The organism is uncultured Aquimarina sp. (assembly GCF_947492965.1).
Lineage (GTDB): Bacteria > Bacteroidota > Bacteroidia > Flavobacteriales > Flavobacteriaceae > Aquimarina.
Window position 1 is genome coordinate 502,304 of the sequence record NZ_CANLOZ010000002.1, and the last position, 24,431, is coordinate 526,734.

At 32.9% G+C, this 24,431-nt stretch carries 23 protein-coding genes; 17 read left to right on the plus strand and 6 right to left on the minus strand.

Going from position 1 to position 24,431, the window contains the following annotated elements; all coding sequences use genetic code 11:
• Positions 1-3: 3 nt before the first annotated feature.
• Complete coding sequence (gene menA, locus Q1B37_RS06585) at positions 4-963, minus strand: 1,4-dihydroxy-2-naphthoate octaprenyltransferase (protein WP_299896925.1); 960 nt, start codon at positions 961-963, stop codon at positions 4-6.
• An 85-nt stretch (positions 964-1,048) separates the two neighbouring features.
• Here menA and Q1B37_RS06590 point away from each other — a divergent pair, with 85 nt between their 5' ends.
• From Q1B37_RS06590 to Q1B37_RS06625, 8 genes are all read left to right on the plus strand, one after another.
• A complete protein-coding gene (locus tag Q1B37_RS06590; protein ID WP_299896928.1) occupies positions 1,049-2,239 on the plus strand; it encodes an AraC family transcriptional regulator in 1,191 nt (396 codons plus the stop codon).
• A 134-nt stretch (positions 2,240-2,373) separates the two neighbouring features.
• Positions 2,374-4,077: an alpha-amylase family glycosyl hydrolase gene (locus Q1B37_RS06595; protein ID WP_299896931.1), complete on the plus strand. Its 1,704-nt coding sequence runs from the start codon at positions 2,374-2,376 to the stop codon at positions 4,075-4,077.
• Positions 4,078-4,212: 135 nt separating this feature from the next.
• On the plus strand, positions 4,213-4,737 hold the full coding sequence (locus tag Q1B37_RS06600; protein WP_299896934.1) for a DoxX family protein: 525 nt from the start codon (positions 4,213-4,215) through the stop codon (positions 4,735-4,737).
• Between the two features lie 12 nt (positions 4,738-4,749).
• Positions 4,750-5,631, plus strand: coding sequence for a DUF2807 domain-containing protein (locus tag Q1B37_RS06605; protein WP_299896937.1), 882 nt, complete (start codon positions 4,750-4,752; stop codon positions 5,629-5,631).
• A 366-nt stretch (positions 5,632-5,997) separates the two neighbouring features.
• Positions 5,998-6,363, plus strand: a complete 366-nt coding sequence (locus Q1B37_RS06610) for a hypothetical protein (protein ID WP_299896942.1) — start codon at positions 5,998-6,000, stop codon at positions 6,361-6,363.
• Between the two features lie 201 nt (positions 6,364-6,564).
• On the plus strand, positions 6,565-7,182 hold the full coding sequence (locus Q1B37_RS06615) for a VTT domain-containing protein (protein WP_299896945.1): 618 nt from the start codon (positions 6,565-6,567) through the stop codon (positions 7,180-7,182).
• Between the two features lie 29 nt (positions 7,183-7,211).
• Positions 7,212-8,450, plus strand: coding sequence for a mechanosensitive ion channel domain-containing protein (locus Q1B37_RS06620; protein WP_299896948.1), 1,239 nt, complete (start codon positions 7,212-7,214; stop codon positions 8,448-8,450).
• 65 nt (positions 8,451-8,515) lie between these two features.
• Positions 8,516-8,794, plus strand: coding sequence for a DUF3817 domain-containing protein (locus Q1B37_RS06625; RefSeq protein ID WP_299896951.1), 279 nt, complete (start codon positions 8,516-8,518; stop codon positions 8,792-8,794).
• On the opposite strand, the gene Q1B37_RS06630 is transcribed toward Q1B37_RS06625, so the two are convergent.
• A complete protein-coding gene (locus Q1B37_RS06630) occupies positions 8,784-9,335 on the minus strand; it encodes a hypothetical protein (RefSeq protein ID WP_299896955.1) in 552 nt (183 codons plus the stop codon). The genes Q1B37_RS06625 and Q1B37_RS06630 overlap by 11 nt on opposite strands.
• A gap of 62 nt (positions 9,336-9,397) precedes the next feature.
• Complete coding sequence (locus Q1B37_RS06635) at positions 9,398-11,443, minus strand: HDIG domain-containing metalloprotein (protein ID WP_299601232.1); 2,046 nt, start codon at positions 11,441-11,443, stop codon at positions 9,398-9,400.
• 180 nt (positions 11,444-11,623) lie between these two features.
• Here Q1B37_RS06635 and Q1B37_RS06640 point away from each other — a divergent pair, with 180 nt between their 5' ends.
• From Q1B37_RS06640 to Q1B37_RS06665, 6 genes are all read left to right on the plus strand, one after another.
• A complete protein-coding gene (locus Q1B37_RS06640; RefSeq protein ID WP_299896966.1) occupies positions 11,624-12,802 on the plus strand; it encodes an acetyl-CoA C-acyltransferase in 1,179 nt (392 codons plus the stop codon).
• A 54-nt stretch (positions 12,803-12,856) separates the two neighbouring features.
• Complete coding sequence (locus tag Q1B37_RS06645) at positions 12,857-13,606, plus strand: C40 family peptidase (protein ID WP_299896969.1); 750 nt, start codon at positions 12,857-12,859, stop codon at positions 13,604-13,606.
• An 11-nt stretch (positions 13,607-13,617) separates the two neighbouring features.
• Positions 13,618-14,148 (plus strand): GNAT family N-acetyltransferase, encoded by a 531-nt coding sequence (locus tag Q1B37_RS06650; protein WP_299896972.1) that lies wholly within the window; start codon positions 13,618-13,620, stop codon positions 14,146-14,148.
• A gap of 78 nt (positions 14,149-14,226) precedes the next feature.
• Positions 14,227-14,808: a TetR/AcrR family transcriptional regulator gene (locus Q1B37_RS06655; protein ID WP_299896975.1), complete on the plus strand. Its 582-nt coding sequence runs from the start codon at positions 14,227-14,229 to the stop codon at positions 14,806-14,808.
• A 48-nt stretch (positions 14,809-14,856) separates the two neighbouring features.
• Complete coding sequence (locus Q1B37_RS06660; RefSeq protein ID WP_299896978.1) at positions 14,857-15,444, plus strand: NAD(P)H-dependent oxidoreductase; 588 nt, start codon at positions 14,857-14,859, stop codon at positions 15,442-15,444.
• 25 nt (positions 15,445-15,469) lie between these two features.
• Positions 15,470-16,219 (plus strand): glucose 1-dehydrogenase, encoded by a 750-nt coding sequence (locus Q1B37_RS06665; RefSeq protein ID WP_299601224.1) that lies wholly within the window; start codon positions 15,470-15,472, stop codon positions 16,217-16,219.
• Between the two features lie 55 nt (positions 16,220-16,274).
• Here the strand turns inward: Q1B37_RS06665 and Q1B37_RS06670 are convergent, their stop codons facing one another.
• The 3 genes from Q1B37_RS06670 to Q1B37_RS06680 all read right to left on the minus strand — a co-directional run bounded on the left by Q1B37_RS06670 (position 16,275) and on the right by Q1B37_RS06680 (position 20,417).
• Positions 16,275-18,509, minus strand: a complete 2,235-nt coding sequence (locus Q1B37_RS06670; protein ID WP_299896981.1) for a DUF5916 domain-containing protein — start codon at positions 18,507-18,509, stop codon at positions 16,275-16,277.
• Positions 18,510-18,670: 161 nt separating this feature from the next.
• The gene (locus tag Q1B37_RS06675) at positions 18,671-19,660 is read right to left on the minus strand and encodes a glyceraldehyde 3-phosphate dehydrogenase NAD-binding domain-containing protein (protein WP_299896983.1); all 990 of its coding nucleotides are present in this window, start codon (positions 19,658-19,660) and stop codon (positions 18,671-18,673) included.
• 79 nt (positions 19,661-19,739) lie between these two features.
• Positions 19,740-20,417, minus strand: a complete 678-nt coding sequence (locus Q1B37_RS06680; protein ID WP_299896985.1) for a DUF2461 domain-containing protein — start codon at positions 20,415-20,417, stop codon at positions 19,740-19,742.
• A 190-nt stretch (positions 20,418-20,607) separates the two neighbouring features.
• Here Q1B37_RS06680 and epsC point away from each other — a divergent pair, with 190 nt between their 5' ends.
• The 3 genes from epsC to pulA all read left to right on the plus strand — a co-directional run bounded on the left by epsC (position 20,608) and on the right by pulA (position 24,407).
• Complete coding sequence (gene epsC / locus Q1B37_RS06685; RefSeq protein WP_299601218.1) at positions 20,608-21,399, plus strand: serine O-acetyltransferase EpsC; 792 nt, start codon at positions 20,608-20,610, stop codon at positions 21,397-21,399.
• Complete coding sequence (gene cysM, locus Q1B37_RS06690) at positions 21,399-22,283, plus strand: cysteine synthase CysM (protein ID WP_299896986.1); 885 nt, start codon at positions 21,399-21,401, stop codon at positions 22,281-22,283. Before epsC ends, cysM begins: the two co-directional genes overlap by 1 nt.
• A gap of 135 nt (positions 22,284-22,418) precedes the next feature.
• Positions 22,419-24,407: a type I pullulanase gene (gene pulA, locus Q1B37_RS06695; protein ID WP_299896989.1), complete on the plus strand. Its 1,989-nt coding sequence runs from the start codon at positions 22,419-22,421 to the stop codon at positions 24,405-24,407.
• The last annotated feature ends 24 nt before the right edge of the window (positions 24,408-24,431 follow it).

Genomic DNA, 24,431 nt, shown 5'->3' on the forward strand with positions numbered 1-24,431 from the left:
AAGTTAAAAAATCTGACCAATACTAAATAATATCGATAATAAAAATGTAGATAAAGCTACTTTCTTTAATTCTGGATCCAGTTCTTTAGTATCTTCAGTTTTTATAACTTTAAAAAAATGAATTATCAAAGGAATAAAAGCAATAAGAAAAAGTAAATCAAAGTAGCTATCATAAGTGTTGACAATAAAAACTATCATAGAACACAAAGCAATAAAAAGCAATAAGTAATGATACTTTTTAGCAGCAGAAACACCTAGTTTAACTACTAAGGTATTTTTACCAGCTTTTTTATCGCTGTCATGATCTCTTAAATTATTTAGATTTAATACTGCTGAACTTAACATTCCAATAGTAATCGCCGGAAAGATAATTAGCCAATTTAATTGTTTTGTAAACAAAAAGTAACATCCTATAACACTCACCAAACCAAAAAATACAAACACAAACACATCTCCTAACCCGCGGTAGCCATAAGCAGTTTTACCCATTGTGTATTTAATTGCTGCAATGATCGCTGCTACTCCCAATAAGAAAAAGAAAACTGAATATAGGAAATATGCTTGTCCAAAAGATTGATAAATAAGACAAATGGCCAAACACAAAGTTACAATAGCTGTAATCACAATTCCTCTAAACATTTCTTTTTTGGTAATTGCACCACTTTGCAAAGCTCGTTGCGGACCAACTCTATCTTCATTATCAGTTCCTTTTACACCATCTCCGTAATCATTGGCAAAATTGGATAGAATTTGTAATCCCAAAGTAGTAGCTATCGCTAGCCAAAAAATAGATGTCTCTGAGAAATACAAAAGCTTTCCACCGAAACCTTCAGAATATTCTAAAGAAGGATTCGTGTTAACTTTTAGATTATTGAACATAGAAGAACCTACTATTATACCTGATATAGATAAAGGTAAGGTTCTAAGTCTAGCTGCAGAGATCCACGCTTTTAAATTAGCCATTACAATAAAATTATGGTCAAAGGAACAGTATTTTAATTTCAAAAAAAAATAAAAAATTATTCTATGAATTATTTAAATTAGCCATATGCCGATTTCGATACCTTTAGAGTTTCCTGCGTTTAACATTTATAGTACTCCTTTATTGGTGCTAGTATTACAGGCTTTTCTTTTTGCTTCCCTTTTATTGCAAAGATACTTTAAGCATAAGTACATATCTGCACTATTTTTAGCGTTGCTGATTTTTATTACCGGCTATCATAGAACTACTTATACTATTGGTTTTATGGATTGGTATGATACCTATCGAAATACAAAAATCAACTATTGGTTAATCGCTTTATCTCTGGCTATAGGTCCTTTACTTTATTTTTATGTAAAATCAATTACCACATCTGGTTTTAGATTTGTTAAAAAAGACCTAATTCATTTTATTCCGGTTTCTATTTACGTTTTATATAAAATAGTCATATTTATTTATGACGCTTCTCAACCAGGATTCTCGGAAACTCAAAACGGATATTTGAAAATAGCCTTAGATGAAAAATACGTAAGTCCATTAATTGGAATTGTAGAAAATCTTCAAATGTTATTATACTTGGCTTTTACTATTCAATTATACTATCTGTATCGAAAGAAAATACAACACTTTTTTTCTAATACCTATGCGCTGGAGCTTAACTGGATTCGAAACTTTCTTTTCATCTATTCTTTCTTGTTTTTATATAGTGTTTTTCAAGGAGTAATCGACTCCGTTATAACAGATCTTCATTGGACCCAAAGATGGTGGTATCATTTTTTTACAGCGGTAGCAATCATATATATAGGTATAAAAGGATACTTTACGGATACCAATAAATTAAATAATCTTAATTTTTCTGTATCGGTAAAACAAACTTCTCCTGAAGAAAGTAAGACAGAGTTAAGCAACGAAATTATTTATCATAAGAAAAGAATCGAAGAGTTTATGAATGATCAACAGCCTTTTCTTAATCCAGATCTCAATTTAACAGAACTATCCAAAATGTTACGTATTCCTTCAGCAATGGTATCCGAAACCATTAACGCGGGTTTTGAAAAGAACTTCAATGATTTTATAAATTCTTATAGAGTTAAAGCTGTGCAGGACATGATTCACCAAGGAAGACAAGAACAACTGTCGCTACTTGGAATCGCTTATGAGTGTGGGTTTAATAGCAAAGCTACATTCAATCGAGTATTTAAAAAACTTACGAACGTTTCCCCTTCTCAATACGTAGCATTGCAAAACAAATCCTAGAAGTCTATCATTTTTATGGAATTCGCAATTCTTTGTACTCGTTTTTTTTAAGGCATTTTTATAGATTAGCATCTTAAACTCTTATTTATTACGATAGTTCCATCATTTAAATTATGGAATACAAAAACAAACACATGAAACATTTATCAACTGCTATTCTTCTAATTTGCCTGAGCATATTTGTCTCGTGCAAAGAGGAAACTAAAACACCAAAAGAGATAATCGAAACGAAAGAAACAAAAGAAGTTACACCTGTAACTACTGACAAAATTCCTTTTATATGGGAAGGAGCAAATGTATATTTCTTACTTGCTGATAGATTTAATAATGGAGATACTAGTAACGATGAGGTTCTTGATAGAACAAAAGAAACCGCGGTATTACGAGGTTTTGAAGGAGGTGATATTAAAGGAATCATCCAAAAAATTGAAGAAGGGTATTTTGCTAATCTCGGTATTAATGCACTTTGGGTAAATCCGTTAGTGGAACAAATACACGACAGTGTTGATGAAGGTACTGGAAACACCTATCCTTTTCATGGATATTGGGCTAAGGATTGGACAAGAATAGATCCTAACTTTGGAACTTATGATGACTTAAAAAAACTTGTAGAAGTTGCGCATAAAAATGGAATTAGAATTCTAATGGATGTTGTAATTAACCATACAGGTCCTGTTACAGAAAAAGATCCCGTTTGGTCCGATGATTGGGTAAGAACTGGACCTCAATGTTCTTACAAAGATTATGAAACAGCTGTAAAATGTACTTTAGTAGCTAATCTACCAGATGTAAAAACTGAAAGTGATGAAGAAGTAAAGTTACCAGAACCTTTACTAAAAAAATGGAAAGAAGAAGGACGTTTGGAAAGTGAAATGGATGAACTTGAAATCTTTTTTGCTAAAACTGGGCTTAAAAAAACACCTAAAAATTATATTATCAAGTGGTTAACAGATTACGTTAGAGAATTAGGTATTGATGGCTATCGTGTAGATACAGTAAAACATGTGGAAGAAGGTGTCTGGACTGTACTGGCGGAACAAGCTAAACTTGCATTTGCCGAATGGAAAAAGAATAATCCCGAAAAAGTATTGGATAATAACGAATTTTATGTTCTAGGAGAATTATATGGATATGGAATTGACGGTAAACGTTTTTATGATTTTGGTGACCGCAAAGTTGATTATTATGCCAATGGATTTGACAACCTTATTAATTTTCAATTTAAATATGACGCGAAAAAATTAGACTACGAGAAATTGTATAGTAAATATAGTGCAGCGCTTCATACTGGATTAATTGGAAAAAGTGTGATGAATTATATCAGTTCTCATGATGATGGTGATCCATTTGATAAAGAAAGAAAAAAGACTTTTGAATCAGCTACTAAGCTTTTATTAACTCCTGGAATTTCGCAAGTTTACTACGGTGACGAAACGGCGAGATCATTAATCATAGAAGGAACTGAAGGTGATGCTACTTTAAGATCAAAGATGAATTGGGAAGATTTGGAAAATGAAGACACTAAATTACTCCTTAAACATTGGCAAAAACTTGGTAATTTTAGAAAGAATCATCCATCTATTGGTGCGGGGAAACATAAAATGATCAACGAATCACCATATGTTTTTTCCAGAACTTATAACAAAGATAATATTGTTGACAAAGTAGTAGTTGGATTAAATCAGAGAAAAGGAACTAAAACCCTTAAAGTAAATACTATTTTTAAGGATGGAACAACCGTTATTGACACCTATTCCGGTACAGAAACTACTGTAAAAGATGGAAATGCAACCATAAACTCTGATTATGAAATTGTATTATTAGAAGCCATGAAATAGGCAGTAATAGTAAAGACTCACTTAAATAGGACGGCTCAAATCATGATTTGAGCCGTCCTATTTTGTTTTGGGGCGCAGTACTAAGAAACGATTCAGACATTTGAACCATCAAACAATCTAAAAATCGTTTCAGTTATGAAAACAGTGATCAAAAGAATTATCCAACCTATTACAATGAAGCATTGGTCAGCAGATTTATTATTTGCCTTTCCAAGAATTGTATGTGGTTATTTTTTAGCAGTAAATTTTGGGGGAAGTAAATTTGGAGTTCCTTGGAGTCCTGAAGGTTCTCCTGATCTAAGATTCCTAGAAGTTGTAGAGTGGTTTCCAAAAGACATAGCAGAATACGGAGGCGTATTTGCCATGTTTCCAGTATTCTTCGCATGGATGGGTGCAGCAAGTGAAGCCATTGGAGGCGTTTTTTTATCTCTTGGTTTTAAGACTAGAGTCGCATCATTTTTTATCATTTGTACAATGCTAGTAGCCATTATCTTCCAAAAATGGGATCAAGGACTATGGGGTATGTTGCCTGCCATGGGATTCCTATGGATTGGGATTTATAATCTCATTTTAGGATCAGGGAGATTTGGAATTGACTATGTATTAACTAAGAAGTGGTCATTTAAAACTAATAATAAATTAACACAAAATTTCATTTAAAAAAATAATGTCATGAGAAATATCACACATTTAATTGTTCTATTCATAAGTATTACAGCAGTGGCACAAATAAGAGGTAACAAAGAAATTGTTACTAAAACTTATAACGCTAATAACATTACGAAGGTAAAAATTAACTTTTACGCACAAGTAATTATAGACCAATCGAAAGAAGAAAGCATTACAATAACTACTGATTCTAATTTATTAGAATACATTGATAAAGAAATAATAAACGGTACTTTATATTTGGATCAAAAAGAATGGATATCTCCATCAGAAAATGTAAAAATAGTAATTGGCGCTCCTAATCTAAGAGTTGTAGAAAGTGGAACTCATGATATAACCAGAATCATAAATCTAAATAATGATTACATACAGATTTTGGCACCTATTGGTAAAATATTTCTAGAAGGAAAAACAAAAGAATTACGAATTGGTGCAGAAATGGCTTCAGTTAATGCATCTAATTTAATAGCAGAAAATGCACGTATTGATATTTGGAGCCGTGGCAGTGCCAAAGTACGAGTAATAGAAGAATTAACAACAAATTTGAATAAAAATGCAAAATTGGAGGTTTTGAATACTCCTAAAAAAATAAAAGGAGATATAAAAAGAATAGCTTCAAAAACTAAAAAAATCAAAAATCCTAATGCTAAGTTTATCAAATTTAAAATAAAAAATAACTCAATTACCAGAAATCAATTCTATGTTGTTGGGCCAAAACCTGATGGATCAAGATTTAGTTATGGTTTTCCTATGATGCCACAAGCAACTAGAAAGGAAAACTGGACTGTCGGAACTAAAGTATATAAAGTGAGTACTTTAGGAAAACGTAGGCTATTAATTACTATAAAACCTGAAAATGAAAATACTACAGTAGCATTATTTTAATAGATATGTCCTAAAAAGAACTTACCTCCTGTATTCAAGGAGGTAAGTGTTGGGGAAAACAAAAAAAGTAAGGGAAAAATTGTAATTGGAATACTTTTCAAAGATAAAGAGGATTAAGGAATTATGGTTACGGTTTAACCTCAAACTTTAGCTGGAATACAAGCATTACGTAAAATTATTCCAAATAAACGATTATTTATCAGCATATTAAGGGGAAAATTCCTCTAATTATTAATTTTACTTTTTTTTAATTTATTTTTTTTGGCCTAAAAAATAAATTTATTGTTTTAAAAGATTTTAAAGAAGTATATAAAGAGTTAAATTTGCCGAAATCATTTTTTTAAAACCCTACTAATTATATAATCCTTGGAAAATAAAAAGGCACTCAAATTAATTGACAAGATTCTGGCCGATATTGAAACATCTGGAATAAATACGGACACATTAATAGAAGATCTTAAGGATTTAAGGTCTTATGCACTAGAACAGCAAGTACCTTTAGTGGTTAAAGTATTAAGACTTACTTACGAACATATAGAAGAAAATGATAGTTTCTTAATACCAATCCCAGATGATGATCCAATAGAAGATACTGAGGTTGCACCAGAAAACAATAGTGAAGTAGATCCTGTAGAGAGTTTAATGTATTTAATTTCTTTATTAAAAGATATTAAGAACAAAATGAATATCATGGATTTATCTGATTATAGAGATGCCCTGAACGCATTCTAACGATCACTCTATTTAATAATATTATAAAAAAGACTTTGATTATCAAGGTCTTTTTTCATTGATACAAAACAATAAATCTTTCAAAAAAAAGTTTAGTTAATTCTTGTAATAATAATAACAAGTTGACGACAAAATTTATGATTTTATAAACGTCTAAGAATCATTAAAATATTATTTTTGTTGCCTTGTGGAAAAATTGTTATGAAAATGAATCCCCGATCTGTTAAAAAAACACGATTACAATTATTACATCAGTATTATAGCTATACTGGTTTTTATAAGTTTTTAGGAACTAGCCTTAAAAAAGCCTTACCTCCTATTCTATTGTTCATTGCTGGACTATTAATTATTAATTATTTCGTAATTAATATTAATGACTTATTGATCTATGTAACAGAAAACTACGCGGATTATATTGTTTTTAGTGTATTTTTCGCTTCAGAATCCCTTTTAGGACTTATTCCACCAGAAATTTTTATTGCTTGGAGTGATAAAGCTGCAAGTCCTATTTTATATCTATCTATATTGGCTTTACTATCCTATCTTGGAGGTGTTATATCTTATTTTATAGGAAAGGCAATCACCAAAATACCATCAGTACACGAATACTTAGAAGTAAAAATGGCAAAACACATAAAAAATACTCGAAAATGGGGAGGTTTTTTAATTGTAGTGGGTGCATTGTTACCAATTCCATTTTCCATTACTAGTATAGCCGCTGGTATGATTAGATATTCTTTCGTAAGTTATCTTTTATTTGGATTACTTCGATTTGTACGATTTTATTTGTACGCGCTAGCTATTTTTAATTTAGTGTAGATATATAGCTCTCGTTTTTATTTCTAAAAATGCAAGATCTAACAAGATTCTTTTACAAGCTCCTCGTAGAAAATAATGTTTCTACACAACTAGCCGAATATCTTAATGTAATTATAGGAATCTTAGTTTTACTACTAGTTGTTTTTATACTTGATCGAATTATTCATAAAGTAGTATTAAGTTTATTTAGAAAGTATGCTTCTAAATCAAAAAATACCTTTGATGATTATTTGGTAAAAAACAAAACCTTTGATTACCTATCTCATATCATACCGCTATCGATATGTGTTTGGGTAATACCAAAGTTATTTATAGCATTTCCAGTTGCCGAATATTATTTAGAAGTAATATTTGATATTTTGGTAATCGGATTAACCATCTGGATTGTAAGAAGTATCTTAAGAACATTCCGTGATTTTTTAAAGTCTTTAAACTCCTTTAAAGATAAGCCGATAGATAGTTATGTACAAATTTTTATGATCATCGTCTGGGCTATTGGCAGTATCTTTATATTTTCTTCTCTTACTGGAAAATCTATTTGGACTTTTCTCACTGCTCTAGGAGCAATGTCTGCGGTAATTCTTTTAATTTTTAAAGATAGTATTCTTGGTTTTGTAGCCAGCATACAGGTTGCAGTAAATGATACAGTGAGAATTGGAGATTGGATTACTATGGATAAATACGGCGCCGATGGTGATGTAATCGAAATTAATTTATCTTCTGTGAAAGTACAGAACTTTGACAAAACTATTACCACTATACCCACCTATCATCTTACTTCGGAATCGTTTAGAAATTGGCGAGGAATGATGGATTCTGGAGGAAGAAGAATAAAAAGAGCCATTTTAATCAAAGCTTCTAGTATTCGATTCTTATCCGAATCTGATATTATCGAACTTCAAAAAATCTCTTTAATCGAAGAGTATATAAAAGCTTCACAAGAAAGTATAACTAATTACAATACAGAAAAACAGATCAACAAAGATATTTTAATCAATGGCCGTAATTTATCCAATATGGGATTATTTAGAAAATATGTAGAGTTATATCTACAAAATCATCCTTATGTAAATAATGAAATGACCATAATGAGTCGTCAACTAGCACCTACACCTTATGGAACTCCATTAGAGATTTATGCGTTTAGTAATGATAAAGAATGGAAAAACTATGAAAAAATAGTTGCCGACATCTTTGATCATTTACTTTCTGCGATTACTTATTTCCATTTAGAGGTTTTTGAGCTGGATTTCCCAAATAAAAATTGACTTTTTCTCTGAGCAATCTGTTACGAACCTTACCTTTGCGGATATTATAAATTAAGTATTTGCATATGACTACTATTTTCAGACTTATAAGTTATTTAGAAGGAATTTCTTATCTACTTATTTTGTTTGTTACCATGCCGTTAAAATATTTATTTGCTTCTCCTGAGCCCAATAAAGTGATTGGTATGGCACACGGATTTTTATTTTTATTATATATCGTTTTTGCTTTCCTGATTAAACCGGAAAAAAAATGGAATAATAAAACACTAATTATTGTTCTTTTATGTTCCATTATACCATTTGGAACCTTTTGGATGGATAAAAAATATCTTTCTAAAAGTTAATTGTTCCATTAAAATCTCCTTCAAATCTACTGTGTAGATTGATAACCGAATGAAATCCGTTCTGTCTTGGTTGTAGTGAAACACTACCATCTCTTAGTTCGATTGGCTGATTATTCAGGATAACTTCTGCAATTCGGTTGTTCTCTGAACATTCGCAAGAATTATAACTATGGTAATTATAGTCCTGTGGATTTGCAGTAATTAATAATATCTCTAGTATATCACCAGAATCCAAAGCGTAAATAAGGCGCTCTTCTCCCCCATTATATGATTCTAACTGTGCATCGGTTACTTGATATATTTGTCTGCCGTATGGCCCGTTTTGATTTTGGATTTCACCGAAAGAAATATTTTCATAAACAGGTTTCGGTGGTCTAGAAATAACTTCTGGATTTGGTTTTCTCCCAACAACAATTACTTCTGGAATAGGAAGATCTATATTGATATCTACCGAAACTCCTCCTCCAATCCTAATTTGACTAAAAGATTGATTAGCTATGATTAAAGAAAAGATAATTACTAAACAATGATTGGTTTTCATAGTACTTCAATTTGATGATTTTGTGAAGTACTATCCTAATCAAATAGCATACCAGAATCTATTTATTCTGGATATTCTATTCTTAAATGATAAATATTTGTAAGCTTTCTTTTAAACACTTTTTTTACCTGCTGAATTTCTTTAAATGTAATATTTGCATTTAAAAACTGTCCATCATCCATTTGCTTATTCACAATTTTTTCTACAAATGAATCAATAAGGCTACTAGTAGGGTTTTTTAAGCTTTTAGATGCCGCTTCCACACTATCACTCATCATAAGAATAGCTGTTTCCTTGGAAAAAGGCTTAGGACCAGGATATTGAAAATCTTCAATATTTACATTTTCATTTATTTCTTTCGCTTTCATATAGAAATAATAAACCGTACTGGTACCATGATGTGTTCTTATAAAATCAATTACCCGATCTGGCAAATTATACTTTTTAGCAATTTCGATTCCTCTAATTACATGATTAATGATAATCTTTGCGCTCTCTTTTGGAGATAATATATCATGAGCATTTCCAGAAGCGGTTTGATTCTCCGTAAAATATGTAGGATTTGCCATTTTACCAATATCATGATATAAGGCTCCTACCCTTACCAACATGGCATTAGCACCAATTTCATTTGCAGCAGCTTCAGCTATATTTGCAACATTAAGAGAATGGTGAAATGTTCCTGGAGCTTTGTCTGATAACTCCTTTAATAAGGAAGAGTTCGTATCACTTAATTCTAATAAAGAAACATCGGAAATAAGCCCAAACATCTTTTCATAAGCGTAGATCAACGGATGTACAATCAGAGTAGCAAAACCACTGATAATAAATAATCCTATCGTGGTCCAATCAATATCAGTAATATTACCTTCCTGAATGATATGAAATGCAATATATGCAAGAATATAGATCATTGTAATCTGACCTACGGTTATAAATAGATTTGCTCTCTTATAAGATTCTGAAATCGTTAATATCGTAACAATACCAGCGATAATTTGTAAAAACGTATACTCATAGCTATTCGGTACTACAAACCCTAAAATAAGTACAGTAACTACGTGTGTAAACAATCCTAATCTAGAATCAAAAAAGGCCTTTAGAATCAAAGGTAAAATACACAAAGGAACAATATATATGTAATCGGATTTATATTTTACAACCAATGTGGTGATCAATACCATTAATAAGATATTAAAAGCGATAAAGGTTACCTGTGTATTATTATCAAAAATATCTCTTCGATACTTTCTAATAAATAATAATAGCATTAATAACGCTAAAGATACTAGTATACCGTATCCAAATACTATCCAATAAAAATTCTTATCACTCCAAACTTGGGATTCATATTCTGCTTTTAACGACGTTAATATCTGTAGTCGATTACCTTCTACAACTTCCCCTTTGGCAATAATCCTACTACCTTTTGATACACTTCCTCTAGTACTTAATACCTGAGCAAGTTCATTTTCCAAAGTACTTTCAGTTAATTTTTGATTGAGCGAAACATTAGGTTTTACCAAGTCATAAAAAAGCGCAACAAAACCGCTCTTAAATTTTACATATTCGCTTTTTTCAATTCTAGAATTGATAAGCGCAGTAACAGAACTAGGTGTTAGAATCTGTCCAAAAGTAATTGCATCTGCTTTATTCCCTTTGCTAAGAAATATTTGCCGCTTATTTTCATAACTATAGGACTCTTGCAACACACCATATCGATAAATGTCATTAAGTAATATTCTACCGAAGAGTTTTGCTTGTTTTCCAGAACTACTTTGGTCTAGTGTTTCCAAATTACTTTTGAAAGCAGCGTCATACGTGTCTTTAGCTGCATTTGAAATGATTGTATCATATTCAAAATAAGGGATGTTGTTATCTTTAATTCTCTTTTTCTCAGCAGCTATTTCTTCTTCAGTTTTAGCTATAGCAAAATCAAAAGGAGCATATAAATTTTCGTATTGCCATGGTTTCCCCTTTGTGAACTCATATTTAAAAACACCTCCTTTTGGAAATAAATAAACAATGAGTACCAGCGTACTTGTGAACAAAAACCCTTTGTATAAAAGGGACTGATTTTTATAAAAATTGTTAAAAAAATTCTTCACTTCGATATTCGTATGGGTATCCAAAAGTACTAAAAAATAAGTCAGTACAAATTGGAATAGAAAATAGAAGGATAATGGGATAGAGAACTTACGAAATCAGTAAAAAACTAAGCTATGTTTATCCTTCAAAAATCCTTAAATTCGCAAAATAACAAACATACATATATTAAACACAATATAATGAGTAAAGACGTTGTAATAGTATCCGCAGCACGTACACCAATCGGTAGTTTTTTAGGAAGTTTATCAACCGTTCCTGCAACACAATTAGGATCTGTAGCCATCAAAGGAGCTATGGAAAAAATAAATCTAGATCCTTCTTTAGTTCAAGAAGTATTTATGGGTAATGTGGTACAAGCGGGAAATGGACAAGCACCAGCTAGACAAGCTGCATTGGGAGCTGGAATCGGTAATCATGTTCCTTGTACTACAGTTAATAAAGTATGTGCAAGTGGAATGAAAGCAGTAATGCACGCTGCACAAGCTATAGCGTTAGGTGATGCTGATATTGTGATCGCAGGAGGAATGGAAAATATGAGCTTAATTCCACACTATGTAAGATTACGTGCAGGTCACAAATTTGGTCCGCAAACATTTGAAGATGGAATGCAGAGAGATGGTTTGGTAGATGTATACGATCAAAATGCAATGGGAGTTTGTGCTGACTTATGCGCAACAGAACATAATTTTAGCAGAGAAGATCAAGATGCTTTTGCAATACAGTCGTACGAAAGATCAGCGAAAGCTTGGTCAGAAGGTAAATTTGCAAACGAGGTAGTTCCTGTGCCAGTACCACAACGTCGTGGAGAACCTGTAATGGTTACGGAAGATGAAGAGTATAAAAACGTAAAAATGGAAAAAATTCCTGCATTACGACCAGCATTTACAAAAGACGGAACAGTAACTGCTGCAAATGCTTCTACTATCAACGATGGTGCTGGAGCTGTAGTTGTGATGAGCGCAGAAAAAGCTGAAGAACTGAATCTAAAACCATTAGTAAAGATTAAAAGCTATGCTGACGCTGCACATGAACCAAAATGGTTTACTACTGCACCTGCTAAAGCGTTACCAAAAGCAATTGATAAAGCTGGTATTAGCTTAGACGATGTAGATTTCTTTGAATTCAACGAAGCATTTTCTGTTGTTGGTCTTGCCAATATGAAGATACTAGGATTAAACGATACAAACACAAATGTAAATGGAGGAGCTGTATCTCTGGGTCATCCCTTAGGATGCTCAGGTGTTCGTATTTTGATTACATTAATGAGTGTACTAGAACAAAATAATGCAAAAATAGGAGCTGCTGCTATATGTAACGGTGGTGGTGGTGCTTCTGCAATGGTAATTGAGCGTCTATAATAGTGTTTTTGATCCTATCATATCTAATAAAATAATTAGCTTTTAAGAATACATATGTTATACGGTATTTGCAATCTTAGTATTGTGCCTCTTCGTTCTGAACCTAATGATCCTAGTGAAATGGTTTCACAGGTACTATACGGAGAACATTTTAAAGTCTTAGAAAAACGTAAAAAATGGAGTCGAATACGATTGGCCTTTGATACTTATGAAGGATGGATTGACAATAAACAATATCTAGAAATTACCGAAGAAACATATAAGGACTTTGATAATAAACCAATTGATATAGCATCTGACTTAATTGACTTCGTAAATTGCGAGAATGATCAATTAATGCCGATTTCATTAGGTTCTTCTCTAAGTGCATTAAACTATTTTCAACATAGTTATGAAGGCAACCGAATACAAGAACAGCAACCTAAAGAAAAACTAATAGAGACTGCTTATCTTTTCTTAAATGCTCCATATTTATGGGGAGGAAGAACCAATTTTGGAATCGATTGTAGCGGTTTTACGCAAATGGTTTACAAGCTTAATGGATATAAATTATTAAGAGATGCATCTTTGCAGGCTACGCAAGGTGATCCTCTTAGTTTTATTGAAGAAAGTGAACCTGGTGATTTAGCATTTTTTGACAACGATGAAGGTGCAATTACCCATGTAGGTATTATAATGAAAGATAACTATATTATCCATGCGCACGGGAAGGTGCGCGTGGATCGTATAGATCATACTGGTATCTTTAATGGAGAACGCCGTTTATACACACATAAACTAAGAGTGATAAAACGAATAATATAGTCTACTAAAAGATGATGGAATCTAAGGAATTAAATTTTGTAAGAGTACTTCCCGAAGATAACCATACGATGCTAAATATTGGAAAAACTACCTTCTATCAATCATTTGGACCACCTTTAAATACAGAAGAAAATATTCAGAAATATCTGAATCAACATTTCACTCTTCCAAAAATTACTCAGGAAATCTTACGTCCAGAGTCTTACTTCTATTTTATAAAACATCAAAAAGATATCGTTGGATATATAAAACTCAATTTCGGAACTGCTCAAACGGAGACTATTACCGGCAACTCATTAGAAATTGAGAGGATTTACTTGGTACAAGCCCATCAGGGAAAAGGAATAGGCCTTAACATACTAAATTGGATTATAACGTTTGCTGAGAAATATACAGTGGATTTTGTATGGTTAGGAGTTTGGGATAGAAATATAAGAGCCATAAAATTTTATAAAAGAAATGGTTTTATAAAGTTTGGTGAACATCCATTTTTATTAGGAAACGACCTGCAAACTGACCATCTCATGAAACGACTACTATAATTATTTAAAAACTTTAATATTTTTATAACAATTCCATATCAAGATATTATTTAATTTTGAAACGTTCATTTCAATAAAATGCCAAAAGTAGAAACTTTCGATAGAACCAATGTATTGCATAACGCAACCGAAGTATTCCATAAAAAGGGATACAATGGTACTTCTATGCAAGATTTAGTAGATGCTACAGGTCTAAACAGGTCTAGTATTTATAATTCTTTTGGAAGTAAGCTTGGTATGTTTATGGAAGTATTGTCTTTTTATCGTAATAATGGTAATAAGCAAATGGGCAAAGAAATTGTTCAAAATCAAAATGCTTTAGACACTTTACAATCCATTTTTTGTTGGTATGTAACAGATATTATTGAAGATAAAGATCACAAGGGATGTTTAATTGTAAACTGCAAGTCTGAAATGGTCAACCAAGAGCCATTGATTCGTTCCTTTATGGAACAAAATCAAGAGCAAATGATGGCATTTCTTGAAGATGTAGTACATAATGGTCAAATGGAAAAGATCATTAATGAAGATCAAACAGCCACACAATACGCATTGTATTTGTACTCTTCGATCCAGGGATTAAGAATGACAGGGATTTTAAACACCAACAAAGAAGAACTTGAAAACCTGATACACACAATATTATCAGTACTTAAATAATTTTTTTTAACCTAATATGAAACGATCGTTTCAAATAAAAACAATAAAATGAAAGCACTATTAAGAATCGACAGTAGTCCAAGGAAACAAACGTCCATTAGCAGACAACTAGCAGATGTTTTACAAGAGAAACTTGAAAAATCCGAACAATTCAATACCCTAAAAAGGGATGTATACTATGATAACCTTGTAACACTGGGTAATGAAGATAGCGTTACAGCATACTTTACACCAGAAGATCAGCAAACATCTACTCAAAGAGAAGCCGTAGCTTCCTCGAATATTTTAGCTTCAGAATTCTCAAAAGCGGATACTTATATATTTTCTGTTCCCATGTACAACTTTGGGGTCACAGCGGGATTAAAAGCTTACATAGACCTTATTTCACGTGCCGGTATAAGCTTTAAGTATACCGAAAATGGTCCTGTAGGACTTTTGGAAAACAAAAAAGCATATGTAATCATTACAACTGGCGGAACAAAACTTGGAACTGGTGTGGATCATGTAACAGGATACATGAAGACCTTCTTGAATTTTCTTGGAATTACTGATATAGAGTTTATTAATTCTGATCAGATTATGGCTGATGCAGAACAGGTAATCGCAAAAGCAACAGAAATTATAAATAACATTTAATCATTAATAAAATAGAACTAAAAAAATGAAAAAATTAGAAAACAAAGTAGCCGTAATTACAGGAGCAAACAGTGGTATTGGATTAGCAACCGCAAAATTATACTTACAAGAAGGAGCTAAAGTAGTTGTATCTGGAAGACGACAAGAGGCTTTAGACGAAGTTGCTAAAGAATTAGAAGGAGATTTCATCACTGTGAAAGCTGATGTTTCTAAACCAGAAGATAATAAACATCTTATTCAGGAAGCGACAAACAAATATGGTAAAATAGATGTTTTATTTCTAAATGCTGGAATCGCACCTCCTACTCCAACAACCGATATTACAGTGGATCATTATACCGAAATATTTGATATTAATGTAAAAGGACCTATTATCGCCGCTAAAGAAGCACTACCACATATTAATGATGGAGGTACGATTTTATTTACCAATTCCATTGTACATCAAAAAGGTTTTGAGGGATATGGAATATACTCAGCTTCTAAAGGAGCCTTGCGTGCATATCAAAGAGTACTTACATCTGAGGTGAAATCCAGAGGAATTAGAGTAAACGCGATTGCTCCTGGACCTATTGAAACTCCGATTTATGGAAAAATGGGACTATCAGAAGATGTAATTGAAGAAATGGGAAAAAGTTTTGCAGAACAAGTACCACTAGGAAGATTCGGAACTTCTGAAGAAATTGCTAAATCAGCATTATTCCTAGCTTCAGAAGATGCTTCTTATATTAATGGTGTAGAATTAGAAGTAGATGGTGGACTAAGCCAGATTTAATATAAACAATGTTTTAGTGTATGGAAAAGGTTGGTTTTAATAATCGACCTTTTTCTTATAAATTAAGCCAGTAAGTAACTTTAAGCACAATAGATCTTGTTCGTATATCAAAGGCAAAACGGTCTGCAGGACTAGCGTCATTTCCTGTAAAATAATTATCAGTATATACAAGAATTAGATCCGAAACTGGAGCAAATCTCCATTGAATTCGGGCATTGATATTGGTATTATCACTTTGCGAGTTGTACTGCACAAAAACTGAAGTGAATAAACTTTTAGACAGTGTATAATCTATTCTTGGACTAATAAGGTAGGTCTCACGAGTACCTTCCAAATGTGGTAAATCAAATACATTCACAGCATAATTTAAAGAGAAAAAGCCTTTGGGCTGAAAACGAACATTAAAACCACCACGAGTACCATAACGCCACCCGTTAAAATATTCACCAATGTAAGGACTAAGATTCCAACTAAATACCTTTCTCCTATCACTCCTATAATTTCCAGTAAAACTAACCCAAGAAAAATCTTGATCGGCTGCTAATTCAGTAGAATCTGTACCCGTAGGATCAAATGGATCGAATAAATAAACATAACTATGATTTAGATTAAATCCAAAGTTAGAACGTTGGGATAATTCTCCTCCCCAACCCACTGAAAAGAAATGATCTGTTTTTCCAAATTCAGGTCTCCAAAAAACATCTCCAGACACACTATAATTATGATTATTCAAAAAATCGTTTTGCGGATAATATCGTAACTCTGCGCTAGGATTGATCCGGAAATAATTCGTTCTAGGTACGAATCCAACTTCTGCATTATAATCTTCATGCACATACTCATGTCTCCACAAGGCTCCAAACTTTCTTGTATTATAATTTAGAGTAGATCCTTGGGCGATTGCGAGATCTGTATCTGGTGAAAAAGTGCCGTGAACAAAACTCTTCCCAAACCAAGTATTACTTCTAGTAGAATAATTGTAGTCCAATCCTATCATTCGATTATATCTATTGATATCCAAAGTATCAAGGTTTTGATCAAAGTCTATTGCTTGTTTATTAACCGCAATAACGCCTATATTAGAACGTACACCGATCTTTCTCTGTGCTACTGCAACTCCAAAATTGGTCGCTGGAATTCCCTGACTGCTGCGAGCCTCGGTTTGCATATTTAGTAGACCTACACGTGTCTTTGGATCCAGTTTTCCGCTAATTCTAAGTCCTCCATAAATTCTATTCTGAGCTAACTCGTCTGTAACAACATCTTGAGCAACTCCAATACGTCTGGAAAAAAATGGATTGATATTTGAAAAACCGAACTGTCCAAACAAATCTGCATTTTCCAAGAAGAATTGCCTTCTTTCGGGAAAAAAGATCTCAAAACGGTCTAGATTTGTAATTTGTGTATCCACTTCTACCTGTGAAAAATCAGGATTCACGGTTAAATCAAGATTTAATCCAGGCGTCAACCCAATCTTTGCATCTCCTCCTATTTCAAAAATCTGATCCGTAGGTGTTCCGTCTTCGTAGTCTTTATTAATTCCTGAAGAAACAAATGGTATTAATGATATCGCACTACTTTTTGTCGTTAAATCATCCTCCCAAATCATCTCTGCTGGATATGCTAAAGTGAAAACAATCTGATTTCTTGGTGTGCCTGGATATACACTTATTTCGTTAGATTGTGTATCAAATCTATACGACGTAAAACCCCATTTTTTAGAAGGTGTTGGATACCTAAACGTACTAAATGGAATCTCTAGTTCCGCAGTATAATACCCATCATACTTTTGGGCATTACCTCTCCATTTATTATCCCATGAAGTAGAAAAATCCTGAATGACATTACCGCCATTACTTATGGTTCCTTCTCGTAATACTCCTTCTGGATTAATTCCAAAATAAAAAGCATTTGTTTGATCATCGAAAGTATCAAAAATCAAGGTAATATTATCATTACCTCCAGCACGATAGTCACGTCTTAGAGATTCTACTCTCCAATCGTTTCCTGCTGCGTAGCATTTAATACCTATGTAAAGATTCTTTTGATCCGTACACATATATATTTCTGTTTGTGCTGCGGCAGGTAAAGAATCATTAGGAAAATATTGCAAGAAGTCTTTGGCAGGTGTTAGCTTTTTCCAGATAGCTTCATCAAGTTTACCATCAATAGTCATACCTTCTTCCGTAGTACCCACTAAAAATGATTTCTTTTCTGAACTATTTACCTCTTGAGAAAAAGTCTGCTGTCCTAGCAAGAAGAAAAGGCATACACTAATCCATAACTTCATAAAAAAACTTTCGTATTAAATTTTATGTTTTAAAAATAATATGGCATTAAACCCTTTAGTGGTGCCAATAAGATCTCAAAAATATAATACGAAAGTTTAGTTTGTGTTAAAATTATTACAAACAAAAGTCTTCATACTTTGGTTTGTATCAAATTCTAATATTATAACTCCAATATCTGTCTGATCATCTGATTTGTGAATCCCCATTCATTATCGTACCAGATCATAATTTTCACTAAATCTCCATCTACTACTCTAGTCATAGAAGCATCTACGGTAGATGCATAAGGATTCATTTGTATATCGGAAGAAACTATAGGTTCATAGGTAACATCCAATACCTTCAAATATCTATCAGTTTTGGCTTCTTCTTCTAGTATTTTATTGATCTCTTCTGCAGTTGTATTTCTTTCTGCAATAAATGTAACATCACTAACAGAACCTACAGGAACAGGTGTTCTTACTGCTATTCCGTCGAACTTACCTTCAAATTGTGGTAAAGCTTTTGTAGTGGCTATAGCAGCTCCAGTAGTAGTTGGCGTTAAATTTACTGCTCCTGCTCTTCCCATTCTCGGATTTTTCTTCGATGGTGCATCTACCAATGTTTGTGATGCCGTGTAGGCATGTATTGTATTTAATATTGCCTTTTTAACTCCAATGGTTCTTCCTAATATTTCGACTACTGGACTAATATTATTGGTAGTACAACTCGCGCAAGAGAAAATAGCTGTTTTTCCATCTTCTGTATTCACTCCATGCACTACGGTTGGTGTATCTTTACTTTTAGTAGGGCCGGAAATTACAACATTTGTCGCACCAGCTTTTATATGCTTTTCAGCATCTTCTCTATTGGTAAAAAAACCTGTACTCTCTATGACAACATCAATATTGTTTTCTTTCCAAGGAAGTAGTTCGGGATCTCTTTGTGTCAAATATTTAATTTTTTGACCAGCTATTATCAAAGAATCACCTTCGATTGTTACCTCTTTATCATAGATTCCATATACACTATCGTATTTTAATAAATACTGTGCATTTTCAATGGTCATTAAATCATTCACAGCGACTATTTCTAATTCGGGTTGATCCATAATTACTTTTAGTGCAGCTCGCCCGATTCGTCCAAACCCGTTTATTGCTATTCTTTTCATTTTTTAAGATTTTGTTGATTTATGTTGTGGTTAAAATTCGATTCTAATAGTCGCAAATACTGGTAAAAAATTACACGAATTACTCTAACAGAGAAACGCCATTTAGATCCGTTGTCAATACATCACTCATATAGTCGAAATAAGGTCGTAAAAGTCTATAATGATATGTAAGATTATCTAAAAAACCTTCTGAAAAGACTTCTTTATCCGTAAAGCTCTTGGTAACAAAAAAGGACTTATTTTTTATCAAATCAATCGCAGGATGTTCTTTACTAAAACCTTTTGGTGCAGTTTTTACCTGATAATCTGTATTAAACCCTCCAAACGCTTTTTGAAACTCTACATTAGATAAAATCTCACGAATTTCTTGATCATCCATTTCAAATTCCTTTCTTATACGTAGTAAATCTTTAGGTTCTGGACCAAAAAAACCACCAGCCATCTGGGAATTTCCAGGTTCTAATCTAAGATAATAGCCACCACGTCTATGCGCTCCAGCACGACTAAAACTTGCACTTCGATGTACATTATAAGGTGTCTTATCTTTACTAAATCGAATATCTCTATTAATTCTAAAAACTTTTGTTTTTTCTATTTCATCCTCTTCATTTAATCTATCTACAACTGCAGCATAAAAAGCTTTTAGTTCCTTCTCATTAGATTGATATCGCTTTTTATGTTCTTGCATCCAATCACGGTGATTATTTTTTTTTAGATCTTTTAGAAACTCAAAAGCGGTTTTTGGTATCGTATTCATATATAAAGTTTGGCATTTAAAATTACTAAAATCTATAAGGCATCACTAAGTTTAACGTAATTTTATGTATAAATCGGAATTTTTGAAGCGAGATGTTATAATTCCGTAAAAAATGTAAGTATTTACAAAGAATTAGGACTTCTCTATTTCTTTATTCTATATATTTACTAGACTTTTCAAAACAGGCACAATGACTAAAGAAAAAGATCAGGTTATAGCTAAGATTAAGGAGCAGAAAAAGAATCCTAATCTAAAGCTAAAATTAAAAGAAAGAACAGAGTATTTTACTAATCTTCTTTTCTACACTTTATTCGATTCTGATACAGAAGTAGAAAAGAATATAGACATTCTCGAAAAAACTTTCGAGGAGCTAGTTGATCTTGCCTGTTGGGAAACTGAAAAACCTTGTAGTAAAATTTGGCAATCCTATTTAGAGAAACTACCAGAAATATTAGAAAAATTAAACAAGGATGCAGATTCTTTTATGAAAAGTGATCCTGCAGCTAATTCTATAGAGGAAGTGTATCTTGCTTATCCTGGATTTTACGCCATTGCTATTTATCGATTAAGTCATGAATTATTAAAATTTGGCCTACCATTAATACCAAGATTGATGACCGAATATTCTCATAGACTTACAGGAACAGATATAAATCCTGGTGCAGAGATTGGAGAATCGTTTTTCATTGATCATGCAACGGGTATTGTAATAGGTGAAACTGCCATTATAAAAGATAATGTAAAAATTTATCAAGGAGTTACTTTAGGAGGTTTATATGTAGATAGAAAACTACGAAATGTAAAAAGACATCCTACTGTAGAAAATAATGTTACAATTTATGCCAATGCCACTATCCTTGGTGGTAGTACTGTAATTGGTGCTAATAGTACCATTGGTGGTAACGCTTGGATTACATCATCTGTACCAGAAAACTCTGTTATATCAAATACTTCAGAAATAAAGATCAAAAAAGTTATTTAATGTCCCATAGCATTTTAGACCTCATAGGAAACACGCCTTTGGTAAAAGCTACTTCCTTAATTAAAAATCCAAATATTACATTATATCTAAAATTAGAAGGTCACAACCCTGGCGGAAGCGTCAAAGATCGTGCTGCTTATAATATGATTAAGTCTGCTCTAGATCGTGGAGATATTGATCAATCTTCTAAACTTATCGAAGCTACTAGTGGAAACACAGGTATTGCCTTAGCGATGATTGCTGGTATTTTTAAGTTGGATATTGAGTTGGTAATGCCCGAAAACTCTACGAAAGAGCGTGTGCAAACCATGAGAGCTTATGGAGCCAAAGTAACCCTTACCTCTCAGGATGTAGGGATTGAAGGTGCACGCGATTATGCTGAAGCTAAAGTAAAAAACGAAGGGTACATCATGCTGAATCAATTTGCCAATGATGATAACTGGAAAGCTCATTACAAGACTACTGGTCCAGAGATATGGAAAGATACAGAAGGGCAAATTACACATTTTGTATCCTCTATGGGAACCACAGGAACTATTATGGGGACTTCTACTTATCTGAAAGAACAATCTAAAGACGTTCAGATTGTAGGAGTACAACCCACTGATGAATCCAGAATTCCGGGAATTAGAAAATGGCCAAAAGAATACCTTCCTAAAATATTTAATCCTTCAAAAGTAGATCAGGTAATTGAAGTTAGCCAGGAAGAAGCTACAGAAATGGCCAAAAAGTTGGCCAAAGAAGAAGGTGTGTTTTCTGGGATGAGTAGTGGCGGATCTGTAACCGCAGCATTAAAACTAGCAGAAACCTTAGAAAGCGGTGTTTTAGTAGCCATTATTTGTGATCGTGGAGATCGATATTTAAGTTCTGATTTATTTTCATAATTTACACTACTCTTAATTCCTAGCATAACCATTTAACCAATTAATCAACCAGCAGTAGTTAGGATGGGATTAAGTATATCAATCTAATTAGATTGGCACTTAAGATGATTCTTTCTATAAAAAACAAACCAGTAAATGAAACGTATATTTTTATACCTTTTTGTTATATCTTGTAGTATCTCATGCACAGAAAAAAATATAACCTATTCCAGTTTTGAGGAATACCCTACTCCTTCAGAAACAAATCTTTGGGTTGATTACACCAAAGAGACTACTACTTTTAAGATTTGGTCTCCTATTGCAGAAAAAGTTCAATTACACTTATTCCAAAATGGTGACGGAGGTTCTGCATTAGAAAGCATTTCTTTAGATCTTGATGTAAAAACTGGTATCTGGAGTACCAAAATCAATAAAGATCTAAATGGTACCTATTATACCTATCAAATCATGCATGAAGGGAATTGGTTAGAAGAAACTCCCGGTATTTATGCTACAGCCACTGGTGTCAATGGTAAAAGAGCGATGGTATTAGATTTTGATGCTACAAATCCCGAAGGATGGAATGAAGATAAAGGACCAACCATAAAAAGTCCTAATGAAGCTATTATCTATGAATTACATATCAGAGATATGACAATTCATCCGCAATCTGGATCCAGTAAACCAGGAAAATATTTAGGATTGGTGGAAAAAGGAACCAAAGGACCAGAAAATGTTAGTACTGCAATTGATCATTTAAAGGAATTAGGTATCACGCATGTCCACCTATTACCCACGTATGACCACTACTCTATTGATGAAACAAAATTAGATACTCCACAATTTAATTGGGGATACGATCCACAAAACTATAATGTTCCGGAAGGATCTTTTTCTTCTGATCCTTATAATGCTGAAGTAAGAATCAAGGAATTTAAACAAATGGTAAAAGCTTTCCATGATCATGGAATTGGTGTCATCTTGGATGTCGTTTATAACCATACTGGAAGAACAGAAAACTCTAATTTTAATTTAGAGCTTCCTGGATATTATTACCGCCAGTGGGAAGATGGTAAATTTTCTGATGCGTCTGCCTGTGGAAACGAAACAGCATCGGATCGTATCATGATGCAAAAGTATATCATCGAATCCGTAGCTTTTTGGGCAAAAGAATATCATTTAGATGGTTTTCGTTTTGATCTAATGGGAATACATGATATCGAAACTATGAATAAAGTTGCTAAAAATGTAAAATCAGTAAACCCAAACATATTTATTTATGGCGAAGGTTGGACTGCTGGTGATTCTCCTCTACCGATTGAAAAAAGAGCACTGAAAAAAAATACTTTAGAAATGCCTGAAGTTTCTGCATTTAGTGATGACCTTAGAGATGGTTTAAAAGGATCTGTTTTTGAAGAAAAAAGTACTGGTTTTGTAAGTGGGGCTAAAAACACCGAAGAATCTGTAAAAATGGGGATTGTAGGAGCTATTAAACATCCACAAATTGCTTACGACAAAGTAAATTACTCGAAAGCTCCGTGGGCAAACGAACCTTGGCAGTCAGTTTCTTATGTTTCTTGTCATGATAATCATACCGTTTTTGACAAACTAAAAATTTCCAGAGAAGATACTACGGATGAAGAATTGGTTGCAATGCAAAAACTTACCAATGCTATCGTTATGACCTCTCAGGGAATTGCTTTTATGCATGCTGGATCTGAAATGTTGCGTACTAAAAACGGAGAGCATAATTCTTATAATTTACCAGATAGTATTAATCAGATCGATTGGTATTGGAAAAGCAACAATGCTGATGTTGTTGACTATTACAAAAATCTAATCCGATTACGAAAAGAGCACCCTGCTTTTAGGATGGATACTGCGGATGAAGTAAGAGAAAAACTAACCTTTGTAAAAGACTCTAAAGGGTTGATTAGTTATAAAATCAGCAATCATGCTAATGGTGATAAATGGAAGAACATTTATGTGATCTACAATGCCAAACCAGAGCGTTTAACCTATATGCTAGAAGGTTTCTGGCGTGTAGCAGTGTTGGGTGATGATTTTGATTTTGAAGGAGAAGAAATGATTAAAAACGCTGTTTCTATCCCACCAATATCTATGGCGATTCTGTTTGAGGAGTAAGTAAACTAATCGTTGACAAAAATT